This window comes from Rhodococcus sp. IEGM 1354 (genome assembly GCF_030056855.1).
Taxonomy (GTDB): Bacteria; Actinomycetota; Actinomycetes; order Mycobacteriales; family Mycobacteriaceae; genus Rhodococcoides.
On the sequence record NZ_JASHKT010000010.1, the window covers coordinates 122326 to 146811 of the forward strand.

The window sequence follows — 24486 nt, forward strand, 5'->3', positions numbered from 1 at the left end:
CCGCGGTCAACGGTCGTTGACTTAGAGTACGTACATGGCCGACCGACCCGTCCGATCCGCAACCGCCACGCGCACCCGCATCCTCGACGCGGCCCGCGCGCAGTTCGCTGCCGATGGCTACGACCGCACGACGATGCGATCGGTAGCCGCCGTCGCGGGCGTCGACGCGGCGATGGTCGTCCGCTATTTCCGAACCAAGGAGGCACTGTTCGCCGAGGCCGCAACCTTCGAGCTCGACCTTCCGGAACTGACCGAAATCGCGCCCGATGACTTTGCAGAAGCGTTGATGCCCAGGTTCTTCCAGGTCTGGGAGGAGGACGGAACCTTCCTCGCCCTGATGCGCGCTGCGGCCACGAACGCGGCGGCAGCGTCGACGATGCAACAGGTGTTCGCCACGCAGGTAGCGCCCGCTCTGGCCTCGATCGCGGTGGACCGGCACGACGAGCGCGCGGCGCTCGTCGGATCTCAGATACTCGGTCTGGTCTTTGCTCGCTACGTGCTGACCATTCCACCACTGGTCGACATGAGCCACGATCAGCTGGTTCGGTGGGTGGGGCCTACTCTCCGGCGCTATCTCACCGAACCTCTGTAACCGACGGACCCGACCGATCAGGCGGCAGGCAGTACCTTCGTGAACAGCACAGCCCCGGTCGCGTCGCACAGGTTGACGGTGAGATCGCGCGAGTCCCCGTCGATGAGCACCTCACCGAAATGCTGAAACGCGTCGAGCGGCGACGCATTCGGCTCCGGTGGCGCGTGCACGAACACTGCCTCCGGGCCGAACGTGCCGTCCAAGACGTTGGGGCCGAATGCGCCGGCGTTGAGCGGCCCGCTGACGAATTCCCAGAACTCGCGAAATTCCTGGTAGGCCGCGCGCTCCGGCGAATAGTGATGCGCTGCTGTGTAATGCACGTCGGCGGTGAGCCAGACGGTGCCGGTGACGTCGTTCCGGTCGATCGCGGTGAGCACCTGCGCGATGTCGGTCTCACGGCCCAGCGGCGCACCGGGGTCGCCGTTGCCGACGCCTTCCTGCGCGTCGTTCCCATCAGGCACGACGAGTCCGAGGGGCAGGTCGTTCGCGATGATCTTCCACGTCGCGGTGGAGCGGGACAGCTCGTCGATCAACCACTGACGCTGCGCCGAGCCGAGCATCTCCCCTGACGCAGCGGTGTTCGCACCGTTCGCGTCCTTGTACGTGCGCATGTCGAGGACGAAGACGTCGAGCAGCGGCCCGTAGGAGATCTTGCGGTACACCCGGCCGTCGACGGCTTCAGTGGGCGCGATGGGCAACCACTCGTGAAACGCCTGCAACGCCCTCTGCGACAGCAGGTCCACATCCTTCACCGTGTATTGCTCCAGGTCGAGGATCTCACCGGGGTACCAGTTGTTGACGGTTTCGTGATCGTCCCACTGGACCATCTGGGCGACAGACGAATTGAAGCGGCGGTAGTTGTCGTCGGTGAGATTGTAGGCGTATTGGCCGCGGTACTCGTCGAGCGTCTCGGCGACCTTGGACTTGGCCTCGCTCATGGTGTTTCGCCAGATGCGGCCGTCGGGAAGTGTCACGCGCTCCTCGAGCGGGCCGTCCGCATAGATGACGTCGCCGCTGTGCAGGAACAGATCCGGCTGCCTGTCGGCCATCGCCGAGAAGATGGTCATACCGCCGATGTCGGGGTTGATGCCGTAGCCCTGGCCTGCGGTGTCGCCACCCCACAACAGGCGAATGTCGGATGGGCCGTCAGGAGCTGTGGAGAACATTCCGGTGACGGGCTCCGACGTTGCACCGTCCTCGCCCTCGAGCGTGACGCGATAGTGAACCTTCTGTCCCGCAGGCAATCCGGTCAGGCGCAGCACCCCCGTGCCGTCCGACTGCGGAGTCAGCAGTGGCCCCCGCATCGTCGTCACGGAGGAGAACGAGTCCGTCGCGGACGTGTCGACGATCATCGTCGCCGGAGTATCCGAACGTGCCCACACCAGCGCTCCGTCGGCACGCACATCACCGCTGGCGACACCGTGTGTCAGCACCGGCCGGGTGCGAACCAACGCCGGGCTGCACGCCAGCACAGGCGTGGCAGCGGCACCGAGAGCGGCATATCTGAGGAGGGATCGACGGGTGAGCTGCATGCCCTTCACCGTCCAGCATCGACATGAACGGCTCGTAGCGCCCAGGAAGACAGACGAGTTCCACTGCAGCTCGTCGCGCCGTGCGACGAGGAACGCGGCCGCAGGATCGGAAGACACAACCACCGATCCCGACCCTGCGGCGCTACCTCACCGAACCGCTGTGAGGGGTCAGCTCACCCCGGCGCGTACGTCCGGTGCCCCGAGCCTGGCCGCATCGGCAGTCTCGTCATCGGGCTGTTGCTGTGAATCCCGTTCTGCCAGAACACGAAGACGGTAGTGCTCGATCTCCTCGGCCCTATGCTGATCGTCCCATCCGAGAATCGGAGCCACCAGCCGAGCCACTTCCTCGGCTGCTGCTTCACCACGATCGGGAACCTCGATGGAGATGCGGGTACGCCGAGTCAGGATGTCCTCGAGATGCTGCGCGCCTTCGTGACTCGCGGCGTACACGACCTCTGCCTTGAGGTACTCCGGTGCGCTGTCGAGAGGCTTCCCGAGTTCGGGATCGGCGTCGATCAGATCCAGCACCTCACCCATCAGGGTGCCGTACCGACCCAACAGATGCTCGACGCGCGAGACCCGCATGCCGTTGCGTTCGGCCGTCAGATTGCGGGAGTTGTACGCCCCGAGGTAGCCGTCGGCCCCGACGAGTGGGATGTTCTCGGTGACACACTTGGGCACTGTGCGTTCGAGTCCGTGCACCGCGGCATCCACTGCGTCCTTGGCCATCACGCGGTAGGTGGTGTACTTGCCACCGGCGATGACGGTCAGTCCTCGCACCGGGCTGGATACCGCATGCTCGCGGGAGAGCGTGCTGGTGGAGTCGGATTCCCCGAACAGCAACGGCCGCAGACCTGCGTAGACCCCGACGACGTCGGCGCGGTCCAGTGGATCGGCCAGCAGCTTGTTCACGTGCCCCAGGATGTAGTCGATGTCGCTCTGGCTCGCGGCCGGGTGAGCGAGATCGAGTTTCCAGTCGGTATCGGTGGTGCCGATGATCCAATGGCTTCCCCACGGGATGACGAAGAGCAGGCTCTTCTCGGTGCGCGTGATGATGCCCGTGGCGCTGTTGATGCGGTTGCGGGGCACCACCAGGTGCACGCCCTTGGATGCGCGAACCTGGAACTGCCCACGCCCGCCGACCATCTGCTGGACCTCGTCGGTCCAGACACCCGCGGCGTTGATGACCTGCTTGGCACGCACCTCGAACGAACGACCCGTTTCCAGATCGCTCGCCACGACTCCGACGACCTTGTCGTCCTCGCGAAGGAAGCCCGTGACGCGAGTGCTGTTGGCGCACAAAGCACCATAGGCGGCTGCGGTCCGCGCAATCATCATCGTGTGCCGAGCGTCGTCGACCTGGCCCTCGTAGAACTTCACCGCACCGCGAATCGCCGACCGCTTGCCGGAGGGGAAGGATTCGAGCGTCTTCTTCTTACCGAGATGCTTGTGATGACTCGGTACGCCACGTCCGGCACCCATGACGTCGTACACGCCGATGCCGAGCCCCACGTACGGACGGTCGATCACCTTTTCGAGCGGATAGATGAACGGGACCGGCCGAGCGAGGTGCGGGCACAACGTGTTCAGCACGAGCGAGCGCTCTTTGAGGGCCTCGAACACCAGCGAGAAGTTGAACTGTTCGAGGTACCGCAGACCGCCGTGGAACAGCTTGCTCGAGCGACTGGACGTGCCGGCAGCATAGTCGCGTGCTTCGAGCAGTCCGACCTTCAGACCACGTGTCACCGCGTCGAGAGCCGTTCCCGCGCCGACGACGCCGCCGCCGATCACCAGGATGTCCAGCTCTTCGGCTTCCATCCGTGCGATCGCCTCGGCGCGCGCGGTTGGACTCAAAGCCGTTGTGGTGGAACTCATTCTTCATCAACCCAATCGAGAGTACGTGTCACTGCTTTCTTCCAGCCGGCGTACAGCTTTGCCCGCTGGTCTTCGTCCATGGACGGCGTCCATGTCTTGTCCTCGGCCCAGTTCTGGCGAATGTCGTCCTCGCTCGCCCAGTACCCGACGGCGAGGCCTGCCGCGTATGCCGCTCCGAGCGCGGTGGTTTCGGCTACGACGGGCCGCACCACGTCGACGTTCAGGATGTCGGACTGGAACTGCATCAACAGTTCGTTGACGACCATTCCGCCGTCGACCTTGAGCACCTCGAGGTCGACGCCGGAGTCGGCGTTCATGGCCTCGATGACCTCACGCGTCTGGTACGCAGTGGCTTCGAGTACGGCGCGGGCCAGGTGCCCCTTGTTGACGAACCGCGTCAATCCCACGATGGCACCACGCGCATCGGCGCGCCAGTGCGGAGCGAACAGACCCGAGAACGCGGGCACGAAATACGCGCCGCCGTTGTCGTCCACCGACCGGGCATCGGTCTCGATGTCCGCAGCCGAGGAGATCATGCCGAGGTTGTCCCGCAGCCACTGCACGAGCGAACCCGTCACCGCGATCGAGCCTTCGAGCGCGTACACCGTGGGCTGGTCGCCGATCTTGTAGCAGACGGTGGTGAGCAGGCCGTTCTTGCTCATGACCTTCTCGGTGCCGGTGTTGAGCAGCACGAAATTGCCTGTGCCGTAGGTGTTCTTGGCCTCACCGGGAGACAAGCAGGCCTGCCCGAACGTGGCCGCCTGCTGGTCGCCCAGGATTCCGGAGATCGGCACGCCGCGGAACGGTCCGCGTTCACGGCCCGTGCCGTACACCTCGGAACTCGACCTGATCTCGGGCAGCATCGACATCGGAATGCCCATGTCGGCGCAGATGCCCTCGTCCCACTGCAGGGTGTCGAGATCCATCAGCAGCGTGCGCGAGGCGTTGGTCGGATCGGTGTAGTGCAATCCGCCGTCGGTTCCGCCGGTCATGTTCCACAGCACCCAGGTGTCCATGTTGCCGAAACACAGCTCTCCCGCTTCGGCTTTGGCCCGTGCACCGTCGACGTTGTCGAGAATCCACTTGATCTTCGGCCCGGAGAAGTAGGTGGCCAACGGCAGACCGGTCTTGGCGGTGTACTTGTTGGCATCGCCGCCGCCGAGTGCGGTCGCGATGCGATCGGTACGGGTGTCCTGCCAGACGATGGCGTTGTAGATCGGCTTGCCCGTTTCGCGATCCCACACCAGTGCCGTCTCACGCTGGTTGGTGATACCGACTGCGGCGATGTCCTCGCGCGTCAGATCCGCTGCGGCCATGGCACCGGCAGCGACGGCGCGCACGTTGTCCCAGATTTCCGATGCGTCGTGCTCGACCCAACCGGCCTGCGGGAAGATCTGCTGGTGTTCCTTCTGATCGACAGCGACGACGGTGCCCGCGTGATCGAAGATCATGCAGCGTGAAGACGTGGTTCCCTGATCGATCGCGGCGACGTACTTTCCTGCGAACTCGGTCATGGCTTCTCTCCTGTGGTCTGGGTGTCTGCTGGGAGTCGTGATGGCGGCTCGGGCGTCGAACCTTCTTGTTTGCGTAGGTTCTTCCCGATCAACAGGTCGTACAGGAACACTCCTATCGGTCCACCTACGAGAGGTCCGACGATCGGCACCCAGAAGTACAGGCCGCCGTATTGATCTCGCCACGCTCCACCGTAGCCCGTGATGTACGACGCCAGGCGAGGTCCGAAATCTCGAGCCGGGTTGATCGCGTAGCCGGCGTTGGTGGCCCAGGCGAATCCGATGGCGACGACGATGAGGCCCACGATCAGGGGAGCCATGTTGGCCATCGGTGCGGTTCCGAGCGAATCGGTCACGGCCACGATGAGGAACAGCAGAATGGCGGTACCGATGATCTGGTCGATCAGCGCCGAGGACACACTCACCGGCAGTGTCCCGTTACCGGGCAGTGTCGAGAAGATGGTCTGGGTGGCGGTGGTGTGCCCTGGGTCGACCGCATTGATCATGTCGTTGTAGTTCCAGCGCACCAGCAGCGCGGCCACGAAGGCACCTGCGGTCTGCGCGAGAATGTACGGCGCAACCATCTTCCAGCTGAATCCGCGGAAGAGTGCGAACGTGATGGTCACCGCGGGATTGAGGTGCGCGCCGGTGATACGGCCCGCGACATATATACCGAACATCACGCCCAGCCCCCACGCCCAGGCGATCGAGTCGTGACCGCCGAGGCTGCCGGACTCACCACCCGAGACCACCTGAGCGACGACGCCGACACCGAACAGAATGAGAATCATGGTTCCGGCGAACTCCGCGGCCATATGCGCCGGTAGCCCCCATTCCGGTTCCTTACGTGCCATCTTTCAGCCTCCACACAGTCAGTGATACACGCCACATTGCGTGCCATTTGCCACGGTAGACGGCCTGCACTGCGTTTCACAGCTGATGCACATATGTGCAATTCGGTCGTACACTGGTGCCGGTGACGGACACCGGCATCACTCCCGAATCCGACCTGCGGACCGGCCACGCCACCCAGGCGGCGCGGCTGTACTACTTCCAGGACATGACGATGGCGGCCATCGGCCGTGAGCTGGGCGTATCTCGTTCGACAGTCTCACGACTCATCACGTTCGCGCGGGCGTCGGGACTGGTGGAAATCAAGATCTCCACCCCACTCGGTCAGGCACCGCGGATCGAGCGTGCATTCGCCGATCTGTACGACATTCGTGCACACGTGGTGCCGGTCGCGGAGACGGTCGACGAACTGCAGCGTCTCGATCGGGTCGCGACCTTCGCCGGCCGACTGCTGACGTCCTTCTTCGAGTCGGACATGGTGATGGGCGTCGCCTGGGGAACCACCGTCAGCGCCGTCAGCCGCAAGCTCGCCCCCAAACGAACCCACAACTCGAGCGTGGTGCAACTGAACGGGGCGGCCAACATGCGCACCACGGGGGTCTCGTATGCCACCGACATCATCCGGACGTTCGCCGACGCGTACGGGGCTGCGGCACAGGGATTCCCGGTCCCCGCATTCTTCGACTACCCGGAAACGAGACAGCACCTGTGGCGCGAGCGCAGCATCAGGCGCGTGCTCGAACTTCAGGATCGCATGAACCTCGCCGTCTTCAGCATCGGCGTCATGAGTGGTGCCGTTCCGAGTCACGTCTACAGCGCCGGCTATCTCGAACGCGAGGACAGAGCCGAGCTGCAACGTGACGGCGTCGTCGGCGACATCGCCACAGTGTTCCTCCGATCCGACGGCAGCTACAACCGAATTGCGTTGAACGACAGATCGAGTGGGCCCAGCCTCGATCGACTCAAGGCCGTCCCGCGCAGAGTCGCCATCGTGGCCGGAGAGTCCAAACTCGACGCCCTCACCGCCGCACTGCGCGGTGGCCTGATCACCGATCTGGTGATCGACGACATCAGCGCTGCGAAATTGGTGTTGCGCTCGCGCTGACCCATGTGAGTGGAAACTCGACCCCTGCTACGAACTTTCGCGCACATGGGCCACCTCTTGCGCTCGACCGAATCTCGTGTCACTCTTGATTCATGACAACAGGAAAGGCGGACACCGCCTCACCGAAGTGAGCGCCGTGCCGATGCCGTCGACACTCCCCCGTCGAGGCACATTCTCCGAAGATCCCGATTCCTACGCCGAAGACATTCGCGCGGTCTGTGCACAACGGGACCGGTGGCTCGATTACGGACTGAAAGCCGGCCCAGCCGACAGATCTGTCGCGGAACATGCTGTGGCACAACTGTATCGATCAGCCGGGTTCGATGAACCCGAGTTCCATTGGGTAACGTCACCACAGGCTGCAGCGACCTTCATCGCCGGCAGACACTTGGCGAGAACACCGTCGATATCCACCGCCGGTACCGAGGTGGACGCCGAGATCGCGACCATGTTGTCCGACTCCCGGCGCCGCATGGACCGCATCATCGAGCGCCGCCACATCGAATGGCCGCGGGAACACCGTTGGAGCACAATCAACGGCAGCAACGACTTTCGAGTCCGCGGTGTCATCGCCCGCGGTACCCCGATCGAGGCGGCCCTCGCCGGGATCAGCCCGGATCCCATCATCGACCGGACCGTCCGTACATCGTTGCACACCAGCCTGTTCGACGGAATTGCCACTGCCATCCGCACGACCACTCCCCGCCCGTTCGGCTCCATCACCTGGTACGGCCAACAAGAAGCCCATCGCGTCGCCTACTACGACGCTTTCCGTCGCCACGGCCTCGCACGCTTCTCTTTCGAGGACGTCGAACTACTCGACGTCCAAACCGCCCTCATCGAGTCGACGGGGTGGTGGTGGGCGTTCGAGAACATCGCAGTGATGGCCGATCGGCCCACCGCCGTACACGTCGAACCGTTGCCCGATTCGCCGCACGGTGAAGTGCGACTGCATAATTCGGACGGGCCGGCCGTGGAGTTCGCCGACGGCAGCGCGGTCCACGTACTGAGCGGCACCGTCGTTCCGAGCTGGGTCATCCGCGACCCGACGGTCGACCGCATCACCGTCGAACGCAACGTCGAAGTCCGACGAAGCGCCATCGAACGAATCGGCTGGGACACCTATCTGGAGCAGGCAGGCCTACGTCTTGTCGACACCGGCCAGGATCCGGGGAACCCGGGCTGCACCCTGGAGCTGTACGCAGCACCGGAGGGCTGGCAGGACGGGGGACGAATTCTGCTCGCCGTCAATGGTTCTCGTGAACGCGACGGTCGACGACGCCGCTACGGGCTGCGGGTCCCCGCTGCCTTCACCTCCGCCGTCGACGCGGCAGGCTGGACCTACGGTCTGGCCGGAGCCGACTATTCCCGGCTCCTCCGCCGTACGTGACTCCGCACGACCTCCATCGATACCCACCCCACAACTACCCACCCCAACGACCAACCACAGGTGACCCCATGAACTCGAACATCACGCTGTCCACTCTCACCGACCGCACCGGTCTGGATGTCTTCGACTACCTCGACAAGGAGATCTCGGTGCCCATCGTCAACGGATCGCAGGCCCAGGGAGATCTGATCGTCGTCCCACTCGCCGTACTCGACGGCATCGTCGTCACCACCGAACGGACCCGACACGAGACCGTGCCGTTGTCCGGGATCGAACTACTCCGCAGTGCGGCAGGCGGCAATCCGCACAGCCTCGTCGCCGACGGCCGCGGGTGCACCTGGTCGAGTCCGGTGCACGACGTTCGACGCCTCGCTCTGGGCATCCTGAGCAACTCGGAGACCGCCTACCTCATTCACCCCGAACACGGAGCCACCGGAATTGCACCCGGCCGATACGTCATCGGTCGTCAGCGCGAACGCGGCGGAGACGGCTGGTTCTCGTCGACGCAACTGATCGCCGACTGACGCGCCGACTCCGTGTGATCTGTATCGCATCAACCGGGCACTGATAGGTGCATCTCAGAAGGGCGTCGGAGCAGTAAGTGTGACTCGATGTAGCACTAAGGTTCGCGTCATGACTGCTGTTGTCGCACAGACCGTCGCATGACCGGCGCCCCTTCGCCGGTGCAGAACCGTCTCCTCGGAATCGCCCTCGTCGTGCTCATCGTCGTGTTCGTCGGGTGGAGTGTCACCTCGTACAACAAGACGTTCGTCGACGTCGTGACCGTCTCCCTCGAGACCGACAGCGTCGGCAACGCGCTGCCCCGCAATGCCGACGTCAAGGTGCGCGGCATGATCGTCGGCGAGGTCCGATCCGCCACGACCACGGACGGCGTCGTCACCTCGGAACTGGCGATCGAACCGGACAAGGCTGCGATGATCCCCTCGAACGTCACGGCCCGACTGCTGCCCAAAACACTGTTCGGCGAGCGGTACGTCGCGCTGATCCTGCCGGACGGCAAGCCCGGTTCGCCCATCACCGAGGGCACCGTGCTGAAGCAGGATCGCAGCGGAAATGCCATCGAGGTAGGGCAAGTGCTCGACGGCCTACTGCCGCTGCTCCAAGCCGTGCCGCCGCAGGATCTCTCGAACACCCTCGGCGCGCTGGCACAGGGGTTGAGCGGGCGCGGGGAACAGCTGGGCTCGACGATCGATCGACTGGAGAACATCTTCTCCGGACTGAACACCGAACTCCCCGCAATCCAGCAGGACCTACGCGGATTGGCCGACTTCTCCGAGACCTACGCCGACGCAGCTCCCGAGCTGATCAGCGCCCTCGACAATCTGCGGACGACCGGCAACACCGTCGTCGAGAAGCAATCCGCACTCGCGACGCTGTACACGTCGGTGACGTCCGCCTCGAACACGACGGCCGGCTTTCTCGAGGCGAACTCGACGCAGCTGATCGGTCTCGCCGCGAATTCACGCGAGGCTCTCGAAGTGCTGGCCGAGTTCTCGCCCGCCCTGGGCTGCACGGTCGCACAGTTCGCCGAAGGGGCACGTCGCGGCAGGATCGTCACCGGCGTCGGCGACGAGTATCCGGGCATCAACGTCTCGATGCCGTTCGTCAACCCCAAGGGTCGGTACCTGCCGAACCAGGACGAGCCACGGCTGTTCGAGCAGACCCGCGGACCGAGCTGCTACACCCCCCTCGACCGCAATGCGGGCGAGTACTTCCCGCAGTACCCGGGCGGCTCGCCCAACGACGGCTCGTACCAGGTACCCACCAGAAACCCGGGCGAGCAGAACATCCCGGTGCTCTCGGCTCCACAGCTCTCCTCCGTACCCGCCTCGTATGCGGGCTCGGTCACCGAGCAGCAGACCCTGGCCGTCATCTACGGCGGTGCCACCGGAATCGCACCGGAGGCCGTCCCCTCCTGGACCACGACGGTGGGCGCGCCTGCGCTTCGAGGAACTCAGGTCACGCTCCGCTGACACCGCCTGATTGAATGGTCCGCATCCCCCGTCGACGAGCGCGGCGGGTAACGATTCAGGAGTACAGATGCCAGTCGACACGAACGCCGCAGGATTCTCGATCCAGTCCTCCAACGACGGGCGCGCGGCCGTCATCTCGGTAGCCGGCGAGCTCGACGTCACCACGGCACCGGCACTGTCCGAGGCCATTGCCGCACAGACCGCGACCGGCCCGGCTGCACTGATCGTCGATCTGAGCGGAGTGTCGTTTCTGGCCTCGGCGGCCATGACAGTTCTCGCGACGACGCAACAGGAGCACGGCGAGTCCCTGTCGTTCTCGGTCGTGGCCGACGGGCCGACCACCAGCCGGCCGATCAAGCTGATGGGCTTGGATCAGGAATTCACCCTGCACGCCGACCTGCCGTCAGCCCTCGCTGCTCTCGGCTGAGTCGGGGGCCGGGGATACGCCGAGTGCCATCACGGCGGCGTCGTCGGCCAGACCGTCGCCGAAACTGCGCAGCAGCAACCGCAGATCGTCGACGATGGCTGCCGGAGTCGCCGGAGCGTGTGCCGTCGCGAATTCCAGGAGAGCACCGTCGTCGTCGTATCGGCCCCGGCCGACTCGTGCTTCGGTGAGTCCGTCGCTGTAGAGCATCAGGGTGTCCCCTGCTTCGAGCGTGACAGTCGCCGGAACGAAGCGAGCGTGCCGAAGAATTCCGATGAGCTGGCCGCCCGTCATCGGCACGTAGTGGGCGGTGCCGTCGGCCCGAAGGACCAGCGGTGGGGGGTGCCCGCCACTGGCCATCGAAACCTCGAATCCCGTGTCCGTCCGGCTCAGAATGCCGAAGACCGCGGTGCAGAACTGCGCGTTGGCATCCCGGAACTCTTGTCGTAGAACAGAATCCAGATTCTGCAGCACCGCAACAGGGTTCTCGTCGTACACCGCCGCCGCACGCAGGGTGTACCGCGTCAGCGACGTCACAGCGGCCGCCGCTGCACCCTTGCCACAGACGTCGCCGAGAAAGAACCCCCAACAGTCGTCGGACAACGGAAACAAGTCGTAGAAGTCGCCGCCCACCTCGTCGCGCGACGCCGCCCGGTAGTGCGCTGCCGCGGTCATCCCCGACGGCGGTAGCAGTGCAGGCGGCAACAGCGACCGCTGCAACGTCTTGGCCAACAATTCTGCTCGCGTGCGTGATTGGACCAGTTCACGCTCGTAGGTGCGGCGATCGCGAGCGTCGAGCGCGGTGATGCGGATCAGTACCGGCCGGCCCGCTGCGTCGATCTTCACGTTCGCCGTGATGAACACCGGCAACCGTCGACGATCTGCCGTCACCAGGTCCAGTGCGATGCCGTCGAGCTTGCCGTTCATCAACAGCATCGGCCCGAAGTGGGTCTCGTAGTGAATGCGTCCACCGACGGTGAGCAGCTCCCCGAAGTCGGTGTCGACCAGCGCGTCGACCTCGAAGCCCAGCCAGGTTGCCAGCGTCGAGTTCAGTCGCGCGATACGCATGTCGGGGCGCACGGACAGGTACCCGCATGGCGCATTCTCGTACAGGTCCTCGACGTCGAGGTCATCGATCACGACGGTCTCACGAAGTCCGCGATGGTCTCGGCCGTCAGTTCGGGTGCGGTGATCTGCGGGCAATGGCCACTGACGTCGAGCGTGATGCGGACGCTCCCCGGGATCTGTTCGTGCACGAACCGGCCGACCTGAGGCGGTGCGAGCGAGTCGCGCGCACTGTCGATGATCAACGTCGGCACCGGTACTCCAGGCAGATCCGCCCGATTGTCGGACAGAAAGGTGGTGCGGGCGAACACCCGTGCGCACGCCGGATCGGTTCGGCACACGCTCGCGGTCCACATGTTCTCGAGGTCGGGTCGATCGGGTGCGTTCACGACCACCGATGCCATCGATGCGGACCAGCCGAGGTAGTTGCTGTCCAGCGATTCGAGCAGCTCGTCGATGTCCTCGGAACTGAACCCGCCGCGATAGTCGCCGTCGTCGATGTACCGGGGAGACGGAGTCAGCAGAATCAACTTGGTGAATCGATCGGGCGCAGCGGTTGCGGCGAGCACCCCCATCATCGACGCCACCGAGTGACCGACCAACGTGACGTCGGTCAGGTCGAGTTCCTGCGCTATCTCGACGATGTCGGCGGCGTACGTGCTCATGTGGGCGTATCGCTCGGCGTCCCAGGCCGCCGGGTCCGATGCCCCGGCCCCCACATGGTCGAACAGAACGATCCGGAACCGCGAAGCCAGGATTTCGGTGACGCCACGCCACAGCGTCTGGTCGCAGCCGAAGCCGTGTGCCAGCATCACGACCGGGCCGTCGGCAGCTCCGACGACTTTCACGTTGTTCCTGATACGTGCACTCACCCGCACAGTGTGTCATCCGGCACCGGCAGCGGGGAGTGAGACCGCCTGGACGGGGTATGACCCCTGTCTACAGAAACGAGAATCTCATGCGAGTGCTGGTCACCGGCGCAACCGGATACATCGGATCTCGGCTGATCCCCGTGCTTCTCGAACAGGGCCACGAGGTGCACGCCGCGATGCGTGATCCGAAGAAGAAGTCGCGTTTCGCCTGGGGTGCGCATGTGACGGCAGTGCACTTCGACCTCGACGACCACGACAGCTTCGACTCTGCCACCGAGAACGTCGACGCGGTCGTCTACCTGGTGCATTCGATGGACGAGGGCGATTTCGTCGAGAAGGATCGCCATGCCGCGCAGTCCATGGCGGCCGCTGCGGAACGCAACGGTCTGCAGCGAATCGTGTATCTGTCCGGACTGATTCCCGACGACGGCACTCCGCTGTCGGACCACCTGCGCTCCCGGCTGCAGGTCGAGGAAGCGTTCCTCGACAGTTCTGTCGATGCCACCGTCCTACGGGCGGCCATCATCCTCGGCTCCGGATCGACGTCCTTCGAGTTGGTGCGACGCATGACCGAGCGACTGCCGGTGACGCCGATCCCGACGTGGATGCGGAGGCAGGTGCAGCCGATCGCCGTCGTGGACGTCGTTGCCATCATCGCCCGCGCCCTCGGCGACACATCCCGCCCCGGATCGTTCGACATCGGGGGCACCGAGACGATGAGCTACCCGGAACTGCTGCAGGCGTACGGCAGCGTCGCCGGTCTGCGCCGGGCACAAATTCCGGTGCCACTGCTGCCGACGGGGTTGGTGGGCCGCGCGGTCGCAGTCATCACCGCGATGCCGCCCGGCACCGTGATCTCGTTGGTGGAGAGCCTCACCCACGACATGGTCGTGCGACGCGGTAATGCCGCGACGGAAGTGTTCGCAGAACCGGATACGACGTTGCTCAGCGTTCGGGAGGCCTTGGAACGCTCCATCACCGTGGCAGCCGAGGAAGGTACGGACGCACACGCCGATCCTCAGGCCGCAGCCGACACCGATCCCGACTGGGCAGGCGGAGTCGTCGACATCGTCGACGGCACCGTGCGACAGCGTCCGTCCGGCATCGCCGGCAAGGTCCAGCTCGGCGCGACCCGATAGCCGATGTCGCTGTAGCTGTCAGCCGATGTCGCTGTAGCGATGGGCCCAGGGCACTGCTCGTTCCAACTGCGCCGCGAGTTGGACGAGCAGCCCCTCCCCGCCCAGCGGCGCGAGAAAGTGTGCGCCCATGGGCAGACCGGTGCCCGTCCAGTGCAGCGGAACCGACAGGGCCGGACGCCCGGTGACATTGGCGGTCTGGGTGTACGGAATCCACGAGATGTTCTCGTCGATCATCTGATCGACGATGCCGGTGTACTTGAGCATTCCCGCAGTTCGGCTGCGCAGCAACAAGTCCGATGCCAGCTGCAACGGCTTCGCGAGTTCGAACGCCCCGATCTTGGGCGGCAGCTCGGCCAGAGTCGGCGTCAGCAACAAGTCGTACGTCTCGAAGTAGGTGGCCAGGGCCCGGACGTGCAGGTGACGGCCTTCCACCGCGTCGAGGTAATCGATTCCGCTTGCGGATCGGCCGAGAGCGGCCATGATTCGAGTGTCCCGCTCGAATGCGTCGTCACCGCAGCCGGTTCTGCGCTTGACTTCTTCCATTTCCCACGCGAGGTACGTGAACCAGGCGAGCAGGAATTCGCGATTGAGCGCTGCGTCGTCGAACGGCGGGGCCTCGAGCAGTTCGACGGTATGGCCCAGTTCGCCGAGCGTTGTCGCCGCCGATTCCATCGCAGCGATCGCCTCCGGGGCCGGCGACGGATTCACCGAGGTCGCGGCGTACATGCCGATCCGTAACGGCCGCGGGTCGGTGTCCATCCGGGACAGGAAGCCGTCGGGCGGCGGTGTGGACGAGTATCCCGACGTCGGCTCACCACCGGCGAGGATATCGAGCATCGCGGCGGTGTCGCGGACCGACCGCGACACCACGCCCTGCACTGCGGCCCCGTGCATCGGCTCGCCGAAAGTCGGTCCCGACGGCACCAGTCCACGGCCGGGCTTGAGCCCGACCAATCCACAGCACGCCGCCGGAATGCGAATCGAGCCGCCGCCGTCGTTCGCTCCCGCCACCGGCGCGATTCCGGCCGCGACCGCCGCAGCAGAGCCACCGGACGAGCCACCGGGAGTTCTGCTGCGGTCCCACGGGTTTCGAGCCGGTCCGAACACTGTCGGCTCGGTGATTCCCTTGGCGCCGAACTCCGGGGTGTTCGTCTTACCGAAGATGACCAGGCCTGCGTCGAGCCAGCGCTGCACCACCGTGGCGTGTTCGGGCATCGGCAGCTCGGTGAGTGCACGTGAACCACTGGACGTGGGCAGCCCCGCGTAGTCCTGGGACAAGTCCTTGATCAGAAACGGCACCCCGGCGAACGGGCCCTCCAGCGTTCCGGCCAGCCGCTGCTCGGCCTCCTCGCGCATCGGGCGGACGATTGCGTTGAGCCCCGGGTTCACCGACTTCGCCTGCTCCAGTGCGCAATCGAGAAGTTCACGCGGAGTGACATCACCTGTGGAGACCAACTCGGCCAGCCCGAGGCCGTCGTACGTCCGATACTCGTCGATGCGCATGAAGTCACTGTAGATGTCAGTTGCCGCCGGAGGCACGAACTCGACGAGATCGCAGTTGTGCAGGCATTCGGGGCCGAAACAGCCACATAACTGCGAACTCGACGCGAACCGTCAGAAACCGATCGGCAATCCGGCGTAGTTCTCCGCCAGTCCCATGGCACCCGCCTCACTGGACGCCACCCATTTCAGTTGCGAGAGTTGCAATTGCGCATCGAAGGGGTCGTCGCCGGTATGCAGCATCGTCGTCATCCACCACGAGAAGTGGGTGCAGCGCCAGACGCGTCGAAGTGCGTCGTCGCTGTAGCTGTCGGCGGCGCGCGAATCGTTCCCCTTCAGCTTCTGCGCCAAGGCCGGCGCGAGCAGAGCCACGTCGGCTACCGCGAGATTGAGACCCTTCGCCCCGGTGGGCGGCACGATGTGTGCGGCGTCGCCGGCCAGGAACAGGTTGCCGTGTCGCATCGGTGTCTGCACGTAGCTGCGCATCGGTAGCACACTCTTCTCGGTGATGGGACCGGGATTGAGTGTCCACCCGTCCTGACCGTGACCGAGCCTGGTCGCCAACGCATCCCAGATGCGGTCGTCGGACCACGTGTCGATATCGGTTCCGTTCGGCACCTGCAGATACAGCCGGCTGACCGTCGACGAGCGCATGGAGTGCATCGCGAAGCCGTCCTGGTGCCAGGCGTAGATCAGTTCGTCGGTCGAGGGGGCGACATCGGCGAGCACACCGAGCCAGGAGTAGGGGTAGACCCTTTCCCAGGTGTTGCGCACCGAATCGGGCATGGCCGCCCGGCTCGGCCCGAAGGAACCGTCGCAGCCCGCAACGACTGTCGCGTCGATTCGCACCGCGTTGCCCGACGCGTCGGTGAAGGTGACGTAGGGGGCGTCGGATTCGACGTCGTGCAATGCCGTATCCGAGACGTCGTAGTAGATCTGTTGGCCGGCCTTCTCGCGTGCCACCACGAGGTCCTTGGTGACCTCCGTTTGTCCGTACACCCAGACACTCCGGTCGACCAGATCACGAAAGTCGATGTGGTGCCGCTCTTCCGGCCACTGCAGGTACACACCGCGGTGCTCGTCGCCCTCGCGGTGCAGGCGCTCACCGAGTCCGTGTTCGTCGAGCAACTGGACCGTGGAGTGTTCGAGGACTCCGGCCCGGATTCGCGAGAGCACGTATTCCTGAGTACGTGACTCGATCAGAATGGAGTCGATCCCCTGCTCGTCGAGCAGGTGGGACAGCAGCAGACCCGCGGGCCCTGCACCGATGATGGCAACCTGTGTACGCATGCATGCAGTAGACCCCGGGATCTCGACCCGAACAAGACCGTGCTTCCACTGAGTGAAAACGGCCGACTACCCGCCGAGACTTCGTCCGATCCCCTGAGCCGCAACCTGAAGCGCGGCAACCAGTCTCACTCGATCGCGGCCCAGCTTGGGAACCACGATTCCCAATGCGGCGACCACACTGTCGCCGGCACGCACCGGCACAGCCACCGAACACGCACCGAGTGTCATCTCCTCGACCGTCTGCGCGAAGCCCTCGCGACGCACTCGGCGCAGCTCGTTCTCCAGCTGCCCGGGATGCGTCACCGTGTACGGGGTGATGCGGTCCAGAGAGCACAGCACCTGCTGCTGCACCTCCCGCGGCGCATACGCCAACAGCACCTTGCCGACGCCGGTGGCGTGCAGCGGCAGCCGAGCGCCGACGCGACTGACCGCGGGAACCGATGCGTGGCCGGCCAACCGGTCGAGATAGAGCACTTCGCCCCCGTCGCGGATGGCCAGGTGCACCGTCGCGAGTGTCGCTCCGTAGATGTCGTGCAGAAACGGTGATGCGATGTCGCGAAGATCGGACTGATCGGGTGCGAGCAAGCCCAGTTTCCACAACCGCCTGCCGACGACGTAGCGCCCGTCGTCGCCCCGGACCAATGCGCCCCACTCCACCAGTTCCCGCACCAGCCGATGCGCAGTGGCGATGGGTAGGTCGGCACCGGCGGCCAAGTCGGTCAAGGTCAGCGACGGCGCCTTCTCGTCGAACACACCGAGTAGGGCCAGCAGGCGCGCAGCCACCGAGACTCCGGGGTCTCGAGCATTGCCAGCCACCCCAAGGACGATAGCCGCCCCCACTCGCCGCCGAACTCGAAGTTATGGATGAAAACGGCCTCGAATCCGTCCATAACGTCGAGTTCGTCGGGAATCACACAGCGGCAGCCGCAAAGCCGATTCGATTGAAACGCTTGTCGCGGGCGATCATGCGCATCGAGGGGTCCTGGGCGATCAGCTCGGCAAGTTCTCGGTGCAGTACTGCGCCCACTCGATCACAGAATTGCTGTGATTCGTCTGCGGCGTCGGGCAACTCGGGAACGATGATGTCGACTACACCGGCCCGGAAGAGATCGAGCGAGCGCACTCCCTGCTTGGTCGCCATCTCGGCGGCGTGAGTGGTGTCTCGGTACACGATGGCCGAGGCACCCTCGGGCGGCAACGGCGAGAGCCAGGCATGCTGAGCGGCGAGCACTCGATCCGCAGGTACCAGCGCCAGCGCACCGCCGCCGGTTCCCTGACCCAACAGCAAAGAGAGCGTAGGGGTTTCGAGGTCGACCATGTCTGCGATGCACCGTGCTATCTCGCCGGCCAGGCCGCCTTCCTCCGCCTCCTTCGACAGCGCTGCGCCTGCAGTATCGATGACGGTGACGAGGGGAAGCTTCAAATCCTGCGCCAGCCGCATGCCGCGTCGAGCCTCCCGCAGAGCCGCGGGGCCGAGTGGCGTCTTCGTCGTCTGACTCCTGCGGTCCTGGCCGAGCAGAACGCACGGCATATCGCCGAACCGTACGAGCGCCAGAATCAACCCCGGGTCGGACTCGCCCTGGCCGGTCCCGTTGAGCGGCAACACGTCTGCAGCTGTATTGAACAGCAACTCGCGCACCCCCGGCCGATCGTTCCTACGCGAGGCCAGAATGGAGGTCCATGCCGGCACGTCCTCGATCTCCCACTCCAGAGCATCGGAATGCCGGACGCGACACGACGGCACATCGGTCATGATGCGTAGTGCACGGTCGACGATCTCACCGAGTTGCTCGGGCGGACGGATGGCGTCGATGAGACCGTGCGCTTGCAGATTTTCCGAGGTCTGCACACCGGCGGGGAACTTCGCGTCGTACAGAGCCTCGTACACGCGGGGCCCGAGGAATCCGACGAGCGCACCGGGCTCGGCAACGGTGACGTGACCGAGCGATCCCCAGGATGCGAAGACGCCGCCGGTGGTGGGGTGCCGCAGATAGACGATGTACGGCAGATTCGCCGCCTTGTGCGCGGTGATCGCCGCGGTGATCTTGACCATCTGCAGAAACGCGACGGTGCCCTCCTGCATGCGGGTTCCACCCGAGGTGGGCAACGCGAGCAGCGGCATTGCCTCGGCGGTGGATCGGTGCACCGCGCTGACCAAGCGTTCACCCGCGGCCACCCCGATGGAACCGGCCAGAAAGGCGAACTCGCCCAGCAGGATTGCCACCTTGCGGCCGCGGATGGTGGCCGATCCGGTGAGAACGGACTCGTCGAGTCCGGTCTTCTCACGCGCCGCAGCCAGTTCGTTCGCGTACTCGTCGTCGATGACGTAGTCGGCAGCCGGGCTGTCCCACGACTCGAAACTTCCGGGATCGATCACCAGATCCAGGAGTTCGAGCGCGGTCATCCTCGTCATCGGATCGCTTCTTTCAACCAGTCGCGGACGAGTTCGTCGTCGGCTCCCAGGACCGGCGGCGCCAGATGTCGGTTCTCGGTGACCTCCGTGCCGTCGGATTCGAAGAATCGCAGCGGCGGCCCGGGCAGGGTCACCGTGCCGAGAGTCTCGTGCTCGACGTCGATGAGCAGGCCCTGAGACTTGGTCTGCTCCCACTCGTACACTTCTTGCACGTTGCGCACTTTGCCTGCAGGAACGCCTATTTCGTCGAGAAGCGCCAACAACGGCTCGGTCTCGTAGGTGCGGAAGATCTTGGACACGAGCTCGACGACGTCGTCGCGACTGTCGACGCGTTGCGGGTTCGTCGCCATGCCCTCGAGGTCGGGATCGATACCGAAGCCTTCACAGAAGCGGTGCCACAGTCCTTCACTGCCCACCGAGATCTGCACGGCTCCATCGGAAGTGGGAAAGAGGCCGTACGGGCAGATCGACGGGTGATGATTGCCCTGCGCCTCACCGATCTCGCCTGCCACGGTCCATTTGGTGCCTTGGAAGGCGTGCACCCCGACGACGCTGGCCAGCAACGACGTTCGAACCACCTTGCCTCGGCCGGTGCGGTCGCGCTCGCGCAGCGCAGCGAGAACACCAAACGCTCCGTACATTCCGGCGAGCAGGTCCGCGATCGGAACCCCCACGCGCTGAACATCGTCGGGACCGGAGCCGGTGAACGACATCACCCCGGCCTCGCCCTGAGCGATCTGGTCGTAGCCGGATCGGCCGCCCTCGGGGCCGTCGTGGCCGAATCCGCTGATCGACAGCACGACCGTGCGCGGGTTGATCTCCGCGATGCGCTCGGGCGAGAATCCGAGCCGATCGAGCACTCCCGTGCGGAAGTTCTCGAGTAGAACGTCCGCTCGCTCGATCATGCGCTCCAACGCTTCTCGGCCGTCGTCGGTCTTGAGGTCGAGCGCGATGGACCGCTTGTTGCGGTTGGCCGAGAGGAAGTACGTCGATTCGCGCTCCGCGTCACGCGGGGTGACGAACGGCGGGCCCCACACCCGGGTGTCGTCGCCGCCCTTGGGGGTCTCGACCTTGATGATGTCCGCGCCGAGATCTCCGAGCATCATCGCCGCGTGCGGGCCGGCCAGGGCGCGCGTCAGATCCACCACCACGGTGCCGTCGAGCGGTCCGGTTCTGCCTGTCGTGTTGAGGGGCATCGAATTGATCCTTACGTCGAAAGCGATGAGGGGGTGGATCGCCAGTGTGGCCCATTGAGTCAGTGGCCTAGCCAATTTCATTGGACCAGCGATCCGAGAGGAAGTCAAGACCGAGTTCTCGGACGTCCGCGCAGCTCGAGAGCTAGAGCCAGCCGGGCACGACCAGTACCGCCCAGGCGATCAACGGACCGATGACGACGACCAACGCGCTGTATTTCAGGATCTGCTTGTAGAAGACGTCCCGATCGATGTCCTGGGCGTTGGCAAGAACCAGGGCACCGTTGGTGGAGAAGGGACTGACGTCGACGATCGTCGAGGCGATGGACAGGGCCACGATGACGCCGATGGCACCGACCTCGCCGGCGAGCAGGAACGGGACGGCCAGCGGGATGGTGACGCCGAGAATGGCGGTCGACGACGCGAACGCCGAGACGATGGCACCGATGTAGCAGAGCAACAGAGCCACGAGCAGCGGAATACCGATGCCGGCGACGGCATCACCGACGTACTCGACGGTGCCGGCCTCCTGCAGGACACCGACGAACGTCAACACGCCACCGATGAGCAATACTGTCGACCAGCTGATCTGGTTGATCGCACCCTTCTGAGCCTTGGGCGACGCCAGGGCGAGCACCACGGCGACCGTCATCGACACGAAGCCGACGTCGAGATCGAGGACGAGGGAGAACACCGCCAGCGAGGCCAGCCCGACGAGCGTGAGGATCTGATCGAACGTGATGGCCTTGACGGCGGTGGCCAGCGGTGGGGCGTTCTCGACCGTGACCGTCTGACCGGACGGCGTGGGCGTCGACGATCCGAAGCCGCGCATCACGGTCCTCGAGCCACCCCCGCCTACTCCTCCCGAATCTCCCTCGGGGCGGGTGCCGTCCTCGTCGTGCACGCTACGTCCGAGAAGTGCACGTCCGCCGAGGAACATGAACAGCAACGCACCGATTGCCGCGTTGAAGAGCATGCTGCCCAGGAACAGGGTGAGCGGGCTGTTGACCAGACCGGCCTTCTGAGCGATGTTGTTGACGGTCACGCCGTAGATGCTGATCGGCGAGAACCCACCTGCCTGCGCACCGTGAATCACCATCATGCCCATGAGCAGGGCGTTGATCTTGTACCGCGCCGCGAAGCCGAGTGCGATCGGTGCGACGATGGCCACCGCTGCCGGACCCAGTGCGCCGATGGAGGTCAACACGCCGGTGATACCGAACATGACCCACGGAATCAGGGCGACCCGGCCACCGACCAGCCGCACCGCACCGCGAACCAGGAGGTCGACCGTGCCGTTGTTCTGGGCGATCGCGAAGAGGTAGGTGATACCGACCAGCGTCAGGAACAAGCTGCTGGGAAAGCCGGCGATGATGTCGTCGGTGCCCATGCCCACGGCGATGGTTCCGACGAAGAACGCCGCCACGAACCCCAGCGCGCCCATGTTCACCGGGAACACGGTCGCAGCGAGGAACATGACGACTAGGGCAATGATGGGTATCAGCTCGGTCGACATCGAAGGTCTCCGGTTCGTGTGTGATCGCCCCCCGAGCGGATGCCCGGGTTCGGTGGCCAATTGGACTAGCCACTGAGTCTGTATCGACTCAACCAGTGAGCTGGATCACTTGTCAACACTTGCTATGACCAGGGTCACCGACACCCCGACGGTTAAGGTGGGGGTCCAGAGGAGCAGAGAGCGAGTGACACAGTGGCTGAGCAAATCCGCCCGGTGACCCGACCACGGCTGTACGAGGTCATCGTGGAGCAGCTGTGCAAACACATCGCCGATCGCGACATGAAGCCCGGCGATCGACTCCCGCCCGAGCGTGAACTGGCGGGTCACCTCGGCGTCAGCAGAGCCTCACTGAGCCAGGCCCTTGTTGCACTCGAAGTACAGGGCATTCTGGCCGTCCGCCACGGCGACGGAGCGGTACTCGTGCGACGGCCGGTGGGAGACATGGCCATTCGCGCCCTGCGCGAGCACGCCGATCGCCTGCCCGAGGTGATCGAAGCCCGTGAGGCACTGGAGGTCAAACTCGCCGAGCTCGCCGCAGCCCGCCGCAGCGACGCCGAAATGGCGGCAATCGATCACGCCCTGTCGGTGATGGCCTCGGAGATCACCGACGGAAATCGCGGCGACTCCGGCGACGAGCTGTTCCATCACGCCATCACCGAGGCCGCGCACTCGCCGCTACTCGCCCGACTGATGGGCGAAATCGCCGGCCTGATTCGCGAAACTCGAATCGAATCCCTGTCGCAGTCGAACCGCCCGCAGACCTCGTTGGAACACCACCGCCGCATTGCCGAAGCTGTGCGACAACAGGATCCGGCCGAGGCCGGGCGTGCGATGGCCGAGCACATTCGCCTCGTCTCGGACGTCGCACTGCTGCGCTCGGCGGACAGCTAGACCACTCACCCGTCGAACTCGACGTTACGGATGCATTCCGATGCGAATCCGTCCATAACGTCGAGTTCGTCGGGGTAGGACACAGCAATGGTTGACATCCGTGGGTAGCTCGGTGCATCGTTATTGGCACAGCGCCAACAACGCGTGGTGCGCTTCGACCCAAGGACCCACCATGACTGCACTCGCAGACCGCACCAGTGATGACCTCGTGACCGAGCTCGACGACGTACGACAGCTCGCCCGCGGCTTCTTCGAGAAGGAGGTCGCGCCGCTCCGCGAAGAATTCGCGACGGCCGGACGCCCCAGCCGTGAGGTCTATCGGAGTGCGGGCAACCACGGGCTGCTCGGCATGTCGGTACCCGAGCAGTACGGCGGCGGTGGCGGCGACTTTCGCCACGAGGCGGTGCTGTTCTCCGAGCAGGTTCGCGCAGGGGACTCGTCCATGCAGCTCGGCGTGCACAGTGGCATCGTGCCGCATTACATCCTCGCGTACGCGTCCGAGGAGAAGAAGCAGCGCTGGCTGCCGAAGCTGTGTTCGGGAGAGTGGATCGGTGCCATCGCCATGACCGAACCGGGCACCGGCTCGGATCTGCAGGGCATCACCACCCGCGCGGTGCGTGACGGCGACGACTACGTCGTGACCGGCGGAAAGACGTTCATCTCCAACGGAGCTCACTGCGATCTGATCATCATCGCCGCCAAGACCGATCCCTCCGCCGGAGCACGAGGGCTGTCACTGCTCGTCGCCGAGGTCTCCGACGAAACCGAAGGTTTCCACCGCGGACGGGTACTGCACAAGATCGGCCAGAAGGGCCAGGACACTGCAGAACTGAGCTTCGACGGCCTTCGAATTCCCGCCGCCAATCTGCTCGGTGAAGAGGGTCGCGGCTTCGCGCAGTTGATGCAGCAGCTCCCCCAGGAACGGCTGATCTGCGGTATCGCTGCGGCCGCGATGATCGACGCGGCCGTCGCACAGACCGTCGATTACACCAAGTCGCGCAACGCTTTCGGCAAGACACTGTTCGACCTGCAGAACACCAAGTTCGAGCTCGCCGAATGCGCGACCATCGGTCGCGTCGTCCGCACCTTCGTCGACGACGCAGTGGCCAAGCACATTTCGGGATCACTCGACGTGACGACGGCTGCGATGGTCAAGTACTGGACCACCGACCGACAGTTCGAAGTGGTCGACCGTTGTCTGCAGCTCTTCGGCGGCTACGGCTACATGGAGGAATACCCCATCGCCCGCATGTTCGTCGACGGCCGCATCGCCCGCATCTACGCCGGTGCCAACGAAGTCATGAAAGACCTCATCTCGCGCTCCCTGTAGCA

General features: G+C 64.9%; 21 protein-coding genes. 9 read left to right on the top strand and 12 right to left on the bottom strand.

The window, feature by feature from the left end; genetic code table 11:
* The first annotated feature begins 34 nt into the window (after nt 1–34).
* Complete coding sequence (locus QM588_RS20555; RefSeq protein WP_283316111.1) at nt 35–592, top strand: TetR/AcrR family transcriptional regulator; 558 nt, start codon at nt 35–37, stop codon at nt 590–592.
* Between the two features lie 17 nt (nt 593–609).
* Here QM588_RS20555 and QM588_RS20560 read toward each other — a convergent pair whose 3' ends face one another.
* From QM588_RS20560 to QM588_RS20575, 4 genes are all read right to left on the bottom strand, one after another.
* Nucleotides 610–2124 carry an alkaline phosphatase D family protein gene (locus tag QM588_RS20560; protein ID WP_283316228.1) on the bottom strand — a complete coding sequence of 505 codons (1515 nt, stop codon included), beginning with the start codon at nt 2122–2124 and terminating at the stop codon, nt 610–612.
* Nucleotides 2125–2292: 168 nt separating this feature from the next.
* A complete protein-coding gene (locus QM588_RS20565) occupies nt 2293–3999 on the bottom strand; it encodes a glycerol-3-phosphate dehydrogenase/oxidase (RefSeq protein ID WP_283316112.1) in 1707 nt (568 codons plus the stop codon).
* Nucleotides 3996–5513: a glycerol kinase GlpK gene (gene glpK, locus QM588_RS20570; RefSeq protein WP_032367858.1), complete on the bottom strand. Its 1518-nt coding sequence runs from the start codon at nt 5511–5513 to the stop codon at nt 3996–3998. The genes QM588_RS20565 and glpK overlap by 4 nt, the downstream gene beginning before the upstream one ends.
* The gene (locus tag QM588_RS20575; protein ID WP_027494674.1) at nt 5510–6364 is read right to left on the bottom strand and encodes an MIP/aquaporin family protein; all 855 of its coding nucleotides are present in this window, start codon (nt 6362–6364) and stop codon (nt 5510–5512) included. The genes glpK and QM588_RS20575 overlap by 4 nt, the downstream gene beginning before the upstream one ends.
* Before the next feature lie 122 nt (nt 6365–6486).
* On the opposite strand from QM588_RS20575, the gene QM588_RS20580 reads away from it, so the two are divergent.
* The 5 genes from QM588_RS20580 to QM588_RS20600 all read left to right on the top strand — a co-directional run bounded on the left by QM588_RS20580 (nt 6487) and on the right by QM588_RS20600 (nt 11278).
* The gene (locus tag QM588_RS20580) at nt 6487–7467 is read left to right on the top strand and encodes a sugar-binding transcriptional regulator (protein WP_027494675.1); all 981 of its coding nucleotides are present in this window, start codon (nt 6487–6489) and stop codon (nt 7465–7467) included.
* Between the two features lie 142 nt (nt 7468–7609).
* Nucleotides 7610–8857: a DUF6745 domain-containing protein gene (locus QM588_RS20585; protein ID WP_283316116.1), complete on the top strand. Its 1248-nt coding sequence runs from the start codon at nt 7610–7612 to the stop codon at nt 8855–8857.
* A 68-nt stretch (nt 8858–8925) separates the two neighbouring features.
* Nucleotides 8926–9381, top strand: coding sequence for a hypothetical protein (locus QM588_RS20590; RefSeq protein ID WP_283316117.1), 456 nt, complete (start codon nt 8926–8928; stop codon nt 9379–9381).
* Between the two features lie 138 nt (nt 9382–9519).
* On the top strand, nt 9520–10851 hold the full coding sequence (locus tag QM588_RS20595) for an MCE family protein (RefSeq protein ID WP_283316118.1): 1332 nt from the start codon (nt 9520–9522) through the stop codon (nt 10849–10851).
* A gap of 67 nt (nt 10852–10918) precedes the next feature.
* On the top strand, nt 10919–11278 hold the full coding sequence (locus tag QM588_RS20600) for an STAS domain-containing protein (RefSeq protein ID WP_283316119.1): 360 nt from the start codon (nt 10919–10921) through the stop codon (nt 11276–11278).
* Here the strand turns inward: QM588_RS20600 and QM588_RS20605 are convergent.
* A complete protein-coding gene (locus tag QM588_RS20605; RefSeq protein WP_245154268.1) occupies nt 11255–12415 on the bottom strand; it encodes a PP2C family protein-serine/threonine phosphatase in 1161 nt (386 codons plus the stop codon). The two genes, QM588_RS20600 and QM588_RS20605, sit on opposite strands and share 24 nt — an antisense overlap.
* Nucleotides 12412–13212: an alpha/beta fold hydrolase gene (locus QM588_RS20610; RefSeq protein ID WP_283316123.1), complete on the bottom strand. Its 801-nt coding sequence runs from the start codon at nt 13210–13212 to the stop codon at nt 12412–12414. The genes QM588_RS20605 and QM588_RS20610 overlap by 4 nt, the downstream gene beginning before the upstream one ends.
* A 56-nt stretch (nt 13213–13268) precedes the next feature.
* Between QM588_RS20610 and QM588_RS20615 the strand changes: the two genes are divergently transcribed.
* Nucleotides 13269–14351: an NAD(P)H-binding protein gene (locus tag QM588_RS20615; RefSeq protein WP_283316124.1), complete on the top strand. Its 1083-nt coding sequence runs from the start codon at nt 13269–13271 to the stop codon at nt 14349–14351.
* An 18-nt stretch (nt 14352–14369) separates the two neighbouring features.
* Here the strand turns inward: QM588_RS20615 and QM588_RS20620 are convergent, their stop codons facing one another.
* The 6 genes from QM588_RS20620 to QM588_RS20645 all read right to left on the bottom strand — a co-directional run bounded on the left by QM588_RS20620 (nt 14370) and on the right by QM588_RS20645 (nt 22263).
* Nucleotides 14370–15854, bottom strand: coding sequence for an amidase (locus tag QM588_RS20620; RefSeq protein WP_135044687.1), 1485 nt, complete (start codon nt 15852–15854; stop codon nt 14370–14372).
* A 111-nt stretch (nt 15855–15965) separates the two neighbouring features.
* Nucleotides 15966–17141, bottom strand: coding sequence for a 4-hydroxybenzoate 3-monooxygenase (locus tag QM588_RS20625; protein ID WP_135044689.1), 1176 nt, complete (start codon nt 17139–17141; stop codon nt 15966–15968).
* A 66-nt stretch (nt 17142–17207) separates the two neighbouring features.
* On the bottom strand, nt 17208–17957 hold the full coding sequence (locus QM588_RS20630; protein WP_135044691.1) for an IclR family transcriptional regulator: 750 nt from the start codon (nt 17955–17957) through the stop codon (nt 17208–17210).
* 94 nt (nt 17958–18051) lie between these two features.
* A complete protein-coding gene (locus QM588_RS20635; protein WP_283316131.1) occupies nt 18052–19554 on the bottom strand; it encodes a carboxyl transferase domain-containing protein in 1503 nt (500 codons plus the stop codon).
* Nucleotides 19551–20750 (bottom strand): CaiB/BaiF CoA transferase family protein, encoded by a 1200-nt coding sequence (locus QM588_RS20640; RefSeq protein WP_283316132.1) that lies wholly within the window; start codon nt 20748–20750, stop codon nt 19551–19553. Before QM588_RS20640 ends, QM588_RS20635 begins: the two co-directional genes overlap by 4 nt.
* A 142-nt stretch (nt 20751–20892) precedes the next feature.
* Nucleotides 20893–22263, bottom strand: a complete 1371-nt coding sequence (locus QM588_RS20645; protein WP_283316135.1) for an SLC13 family permease — start codon at nt 22261–22263, stop codon at nt 20893–20895.
* A gap of 192 nt (nt 22264–22455) precedes the next feature.
* Here QM588_RS20645 and QM588_RS20650 point away from each other — a divergent pair, with 192 nt between their 5' ends.
* Both QM588_RS20650 and QM588_RS20655 read left to right on the top strand, forming a co-directional pair.
* On the top strand, nt 22456–23154 hold the full coding sequence (locus QM588_RS20650) for a FadR/GntR family transcriptional regulator (protein WP_283316137.1): 699 nt from the start codon (nt 22456–22458) through the stop codon (nt 23152–23154).
* 172 nt (nt 23155–23326) lie between these two features.
* Nucleotides 23327–24484: an acyl-CoA dehydrogenase family protein gene (locus QM588_RS20655; RefSeq protein WP_283316139.1), complete on the top strand. Its 1158-nt coding sequence runs from the start codon at nt 23327–23329 to the stop codon at nt 24482–24484.
* Nucleotides 24485–24486 lie beyond the last annotated feature (2 nt).

Bases quoted from the DNA above. Each gene is read 5' to 3' on its own strand.
- QM588_RS20555 (WP_283316111.1), top strand. From the start codon at position 35: ATGGCCGACCGACCCGTCCGATCCGCAACCGCCACGCGCACCCGCATC.
- QM588_RS20560 (WP_283316228.1), bottom strand. From the start codon at position 2,124: ATGCAGCTCACCCGTCGATCCCTCCTCAGATATGCCGCTCTCGGTGCC.
- QM588_RS20565 (WP_283316112.1), bottom strand. From the start codon at position 3,999: ATGAGTTCCACCACAACGGCTTTGAGTCCAACCGCGCGCGCCGAGGCG.
- glpK (WP_032367858.1), bottom strand. From the start codon at position 5,513: ATGACCGAGTTCGCAGGAAAGTACGTCGCCGCGATCGATCAGGGAACC.
- QM588_RS20575 (WP_027494674.1), bottom strand. From the start codon at position 6,364: ATGGCACGTAAGGAACCGGAATGGGGGCTACCGGCGCATATGGCCGCG.
- QM588_RS20585 (WP_283316116.1), top strand. From the start codon at position 7,610: ATGCCGTCGACACTCCCCCGTCGAGGCACATTCTCCGAAGATCCCGAT.
- QM588_RS20590 (WP_283316117.1), top strand. From the start codon at position 8,926: ATGAACTCGAACATCACGCTGTCCACTCTCACCGACCGCACCGGTCTG.
- QM588_RS20595 (WP_283316118.1), top strand. From the start codon at position 9,520: ATGACCGGCGCCCCTTCGCCGGTGCAGAACCGTCTCCTCGGAATCGCC.
- QM588_RS20600 (WP_283316119.1), top strand. From the start codon at position 10,919: ATGCCAGTCGACACGAACGCCGCAGGATTCTCGATCCAGTCCTCCAAC.
- QM588_RS20615 (WP_283316124.1), top strand. From the start codon at position 13,269: ATGACCCCTGTCTACAGAAACGAGAATCTCATGCGAGTGCTGGTCACC.
- QM588_RS20620 (WP_135044687.1), bottom strand. From the start codon at position 15,854: ATGCGCATCGACGAGTATCGGACGTACGACGGCCTCGGGCTGGCCGAG.
- QM588_RS20625 (WP_135044689.1), bottom strand. From the start codon at position 17,141: ATGCGTACACAGGTTGCCATCATCGGTGCAGGGCCCGCGGGTCTGCTG.
- QM588_RS20635 (WP_283316131.1), bottom strand. From the start codon at position 19,554: ATGACGAGGATGACCGCGCTCGAACTCCTGGATCTGGTGATCGATCCC.
- QM588_RS20640 (WP_283316132.1), bottom strand. From the start codon at position 20,750: ATGCCCCTCAACACGACAGGCAGAACCGGACCGCTCGACGGCACCGTG.
- QM588_RS20645 (WP_283316135.1), bottom strand. From the start codon at position 22,263: ATGTCGACCGAGCTGATACCCATCATTGCCCTAGTCGTCATGTTCCTC.
- QM588_RS20655 (WP_283316139.1), top strand. From the start codon at position 23,327: ATGACTGCACTCGCAGACCGCACCAGTGATGACCTCGTGACCGAGCTC.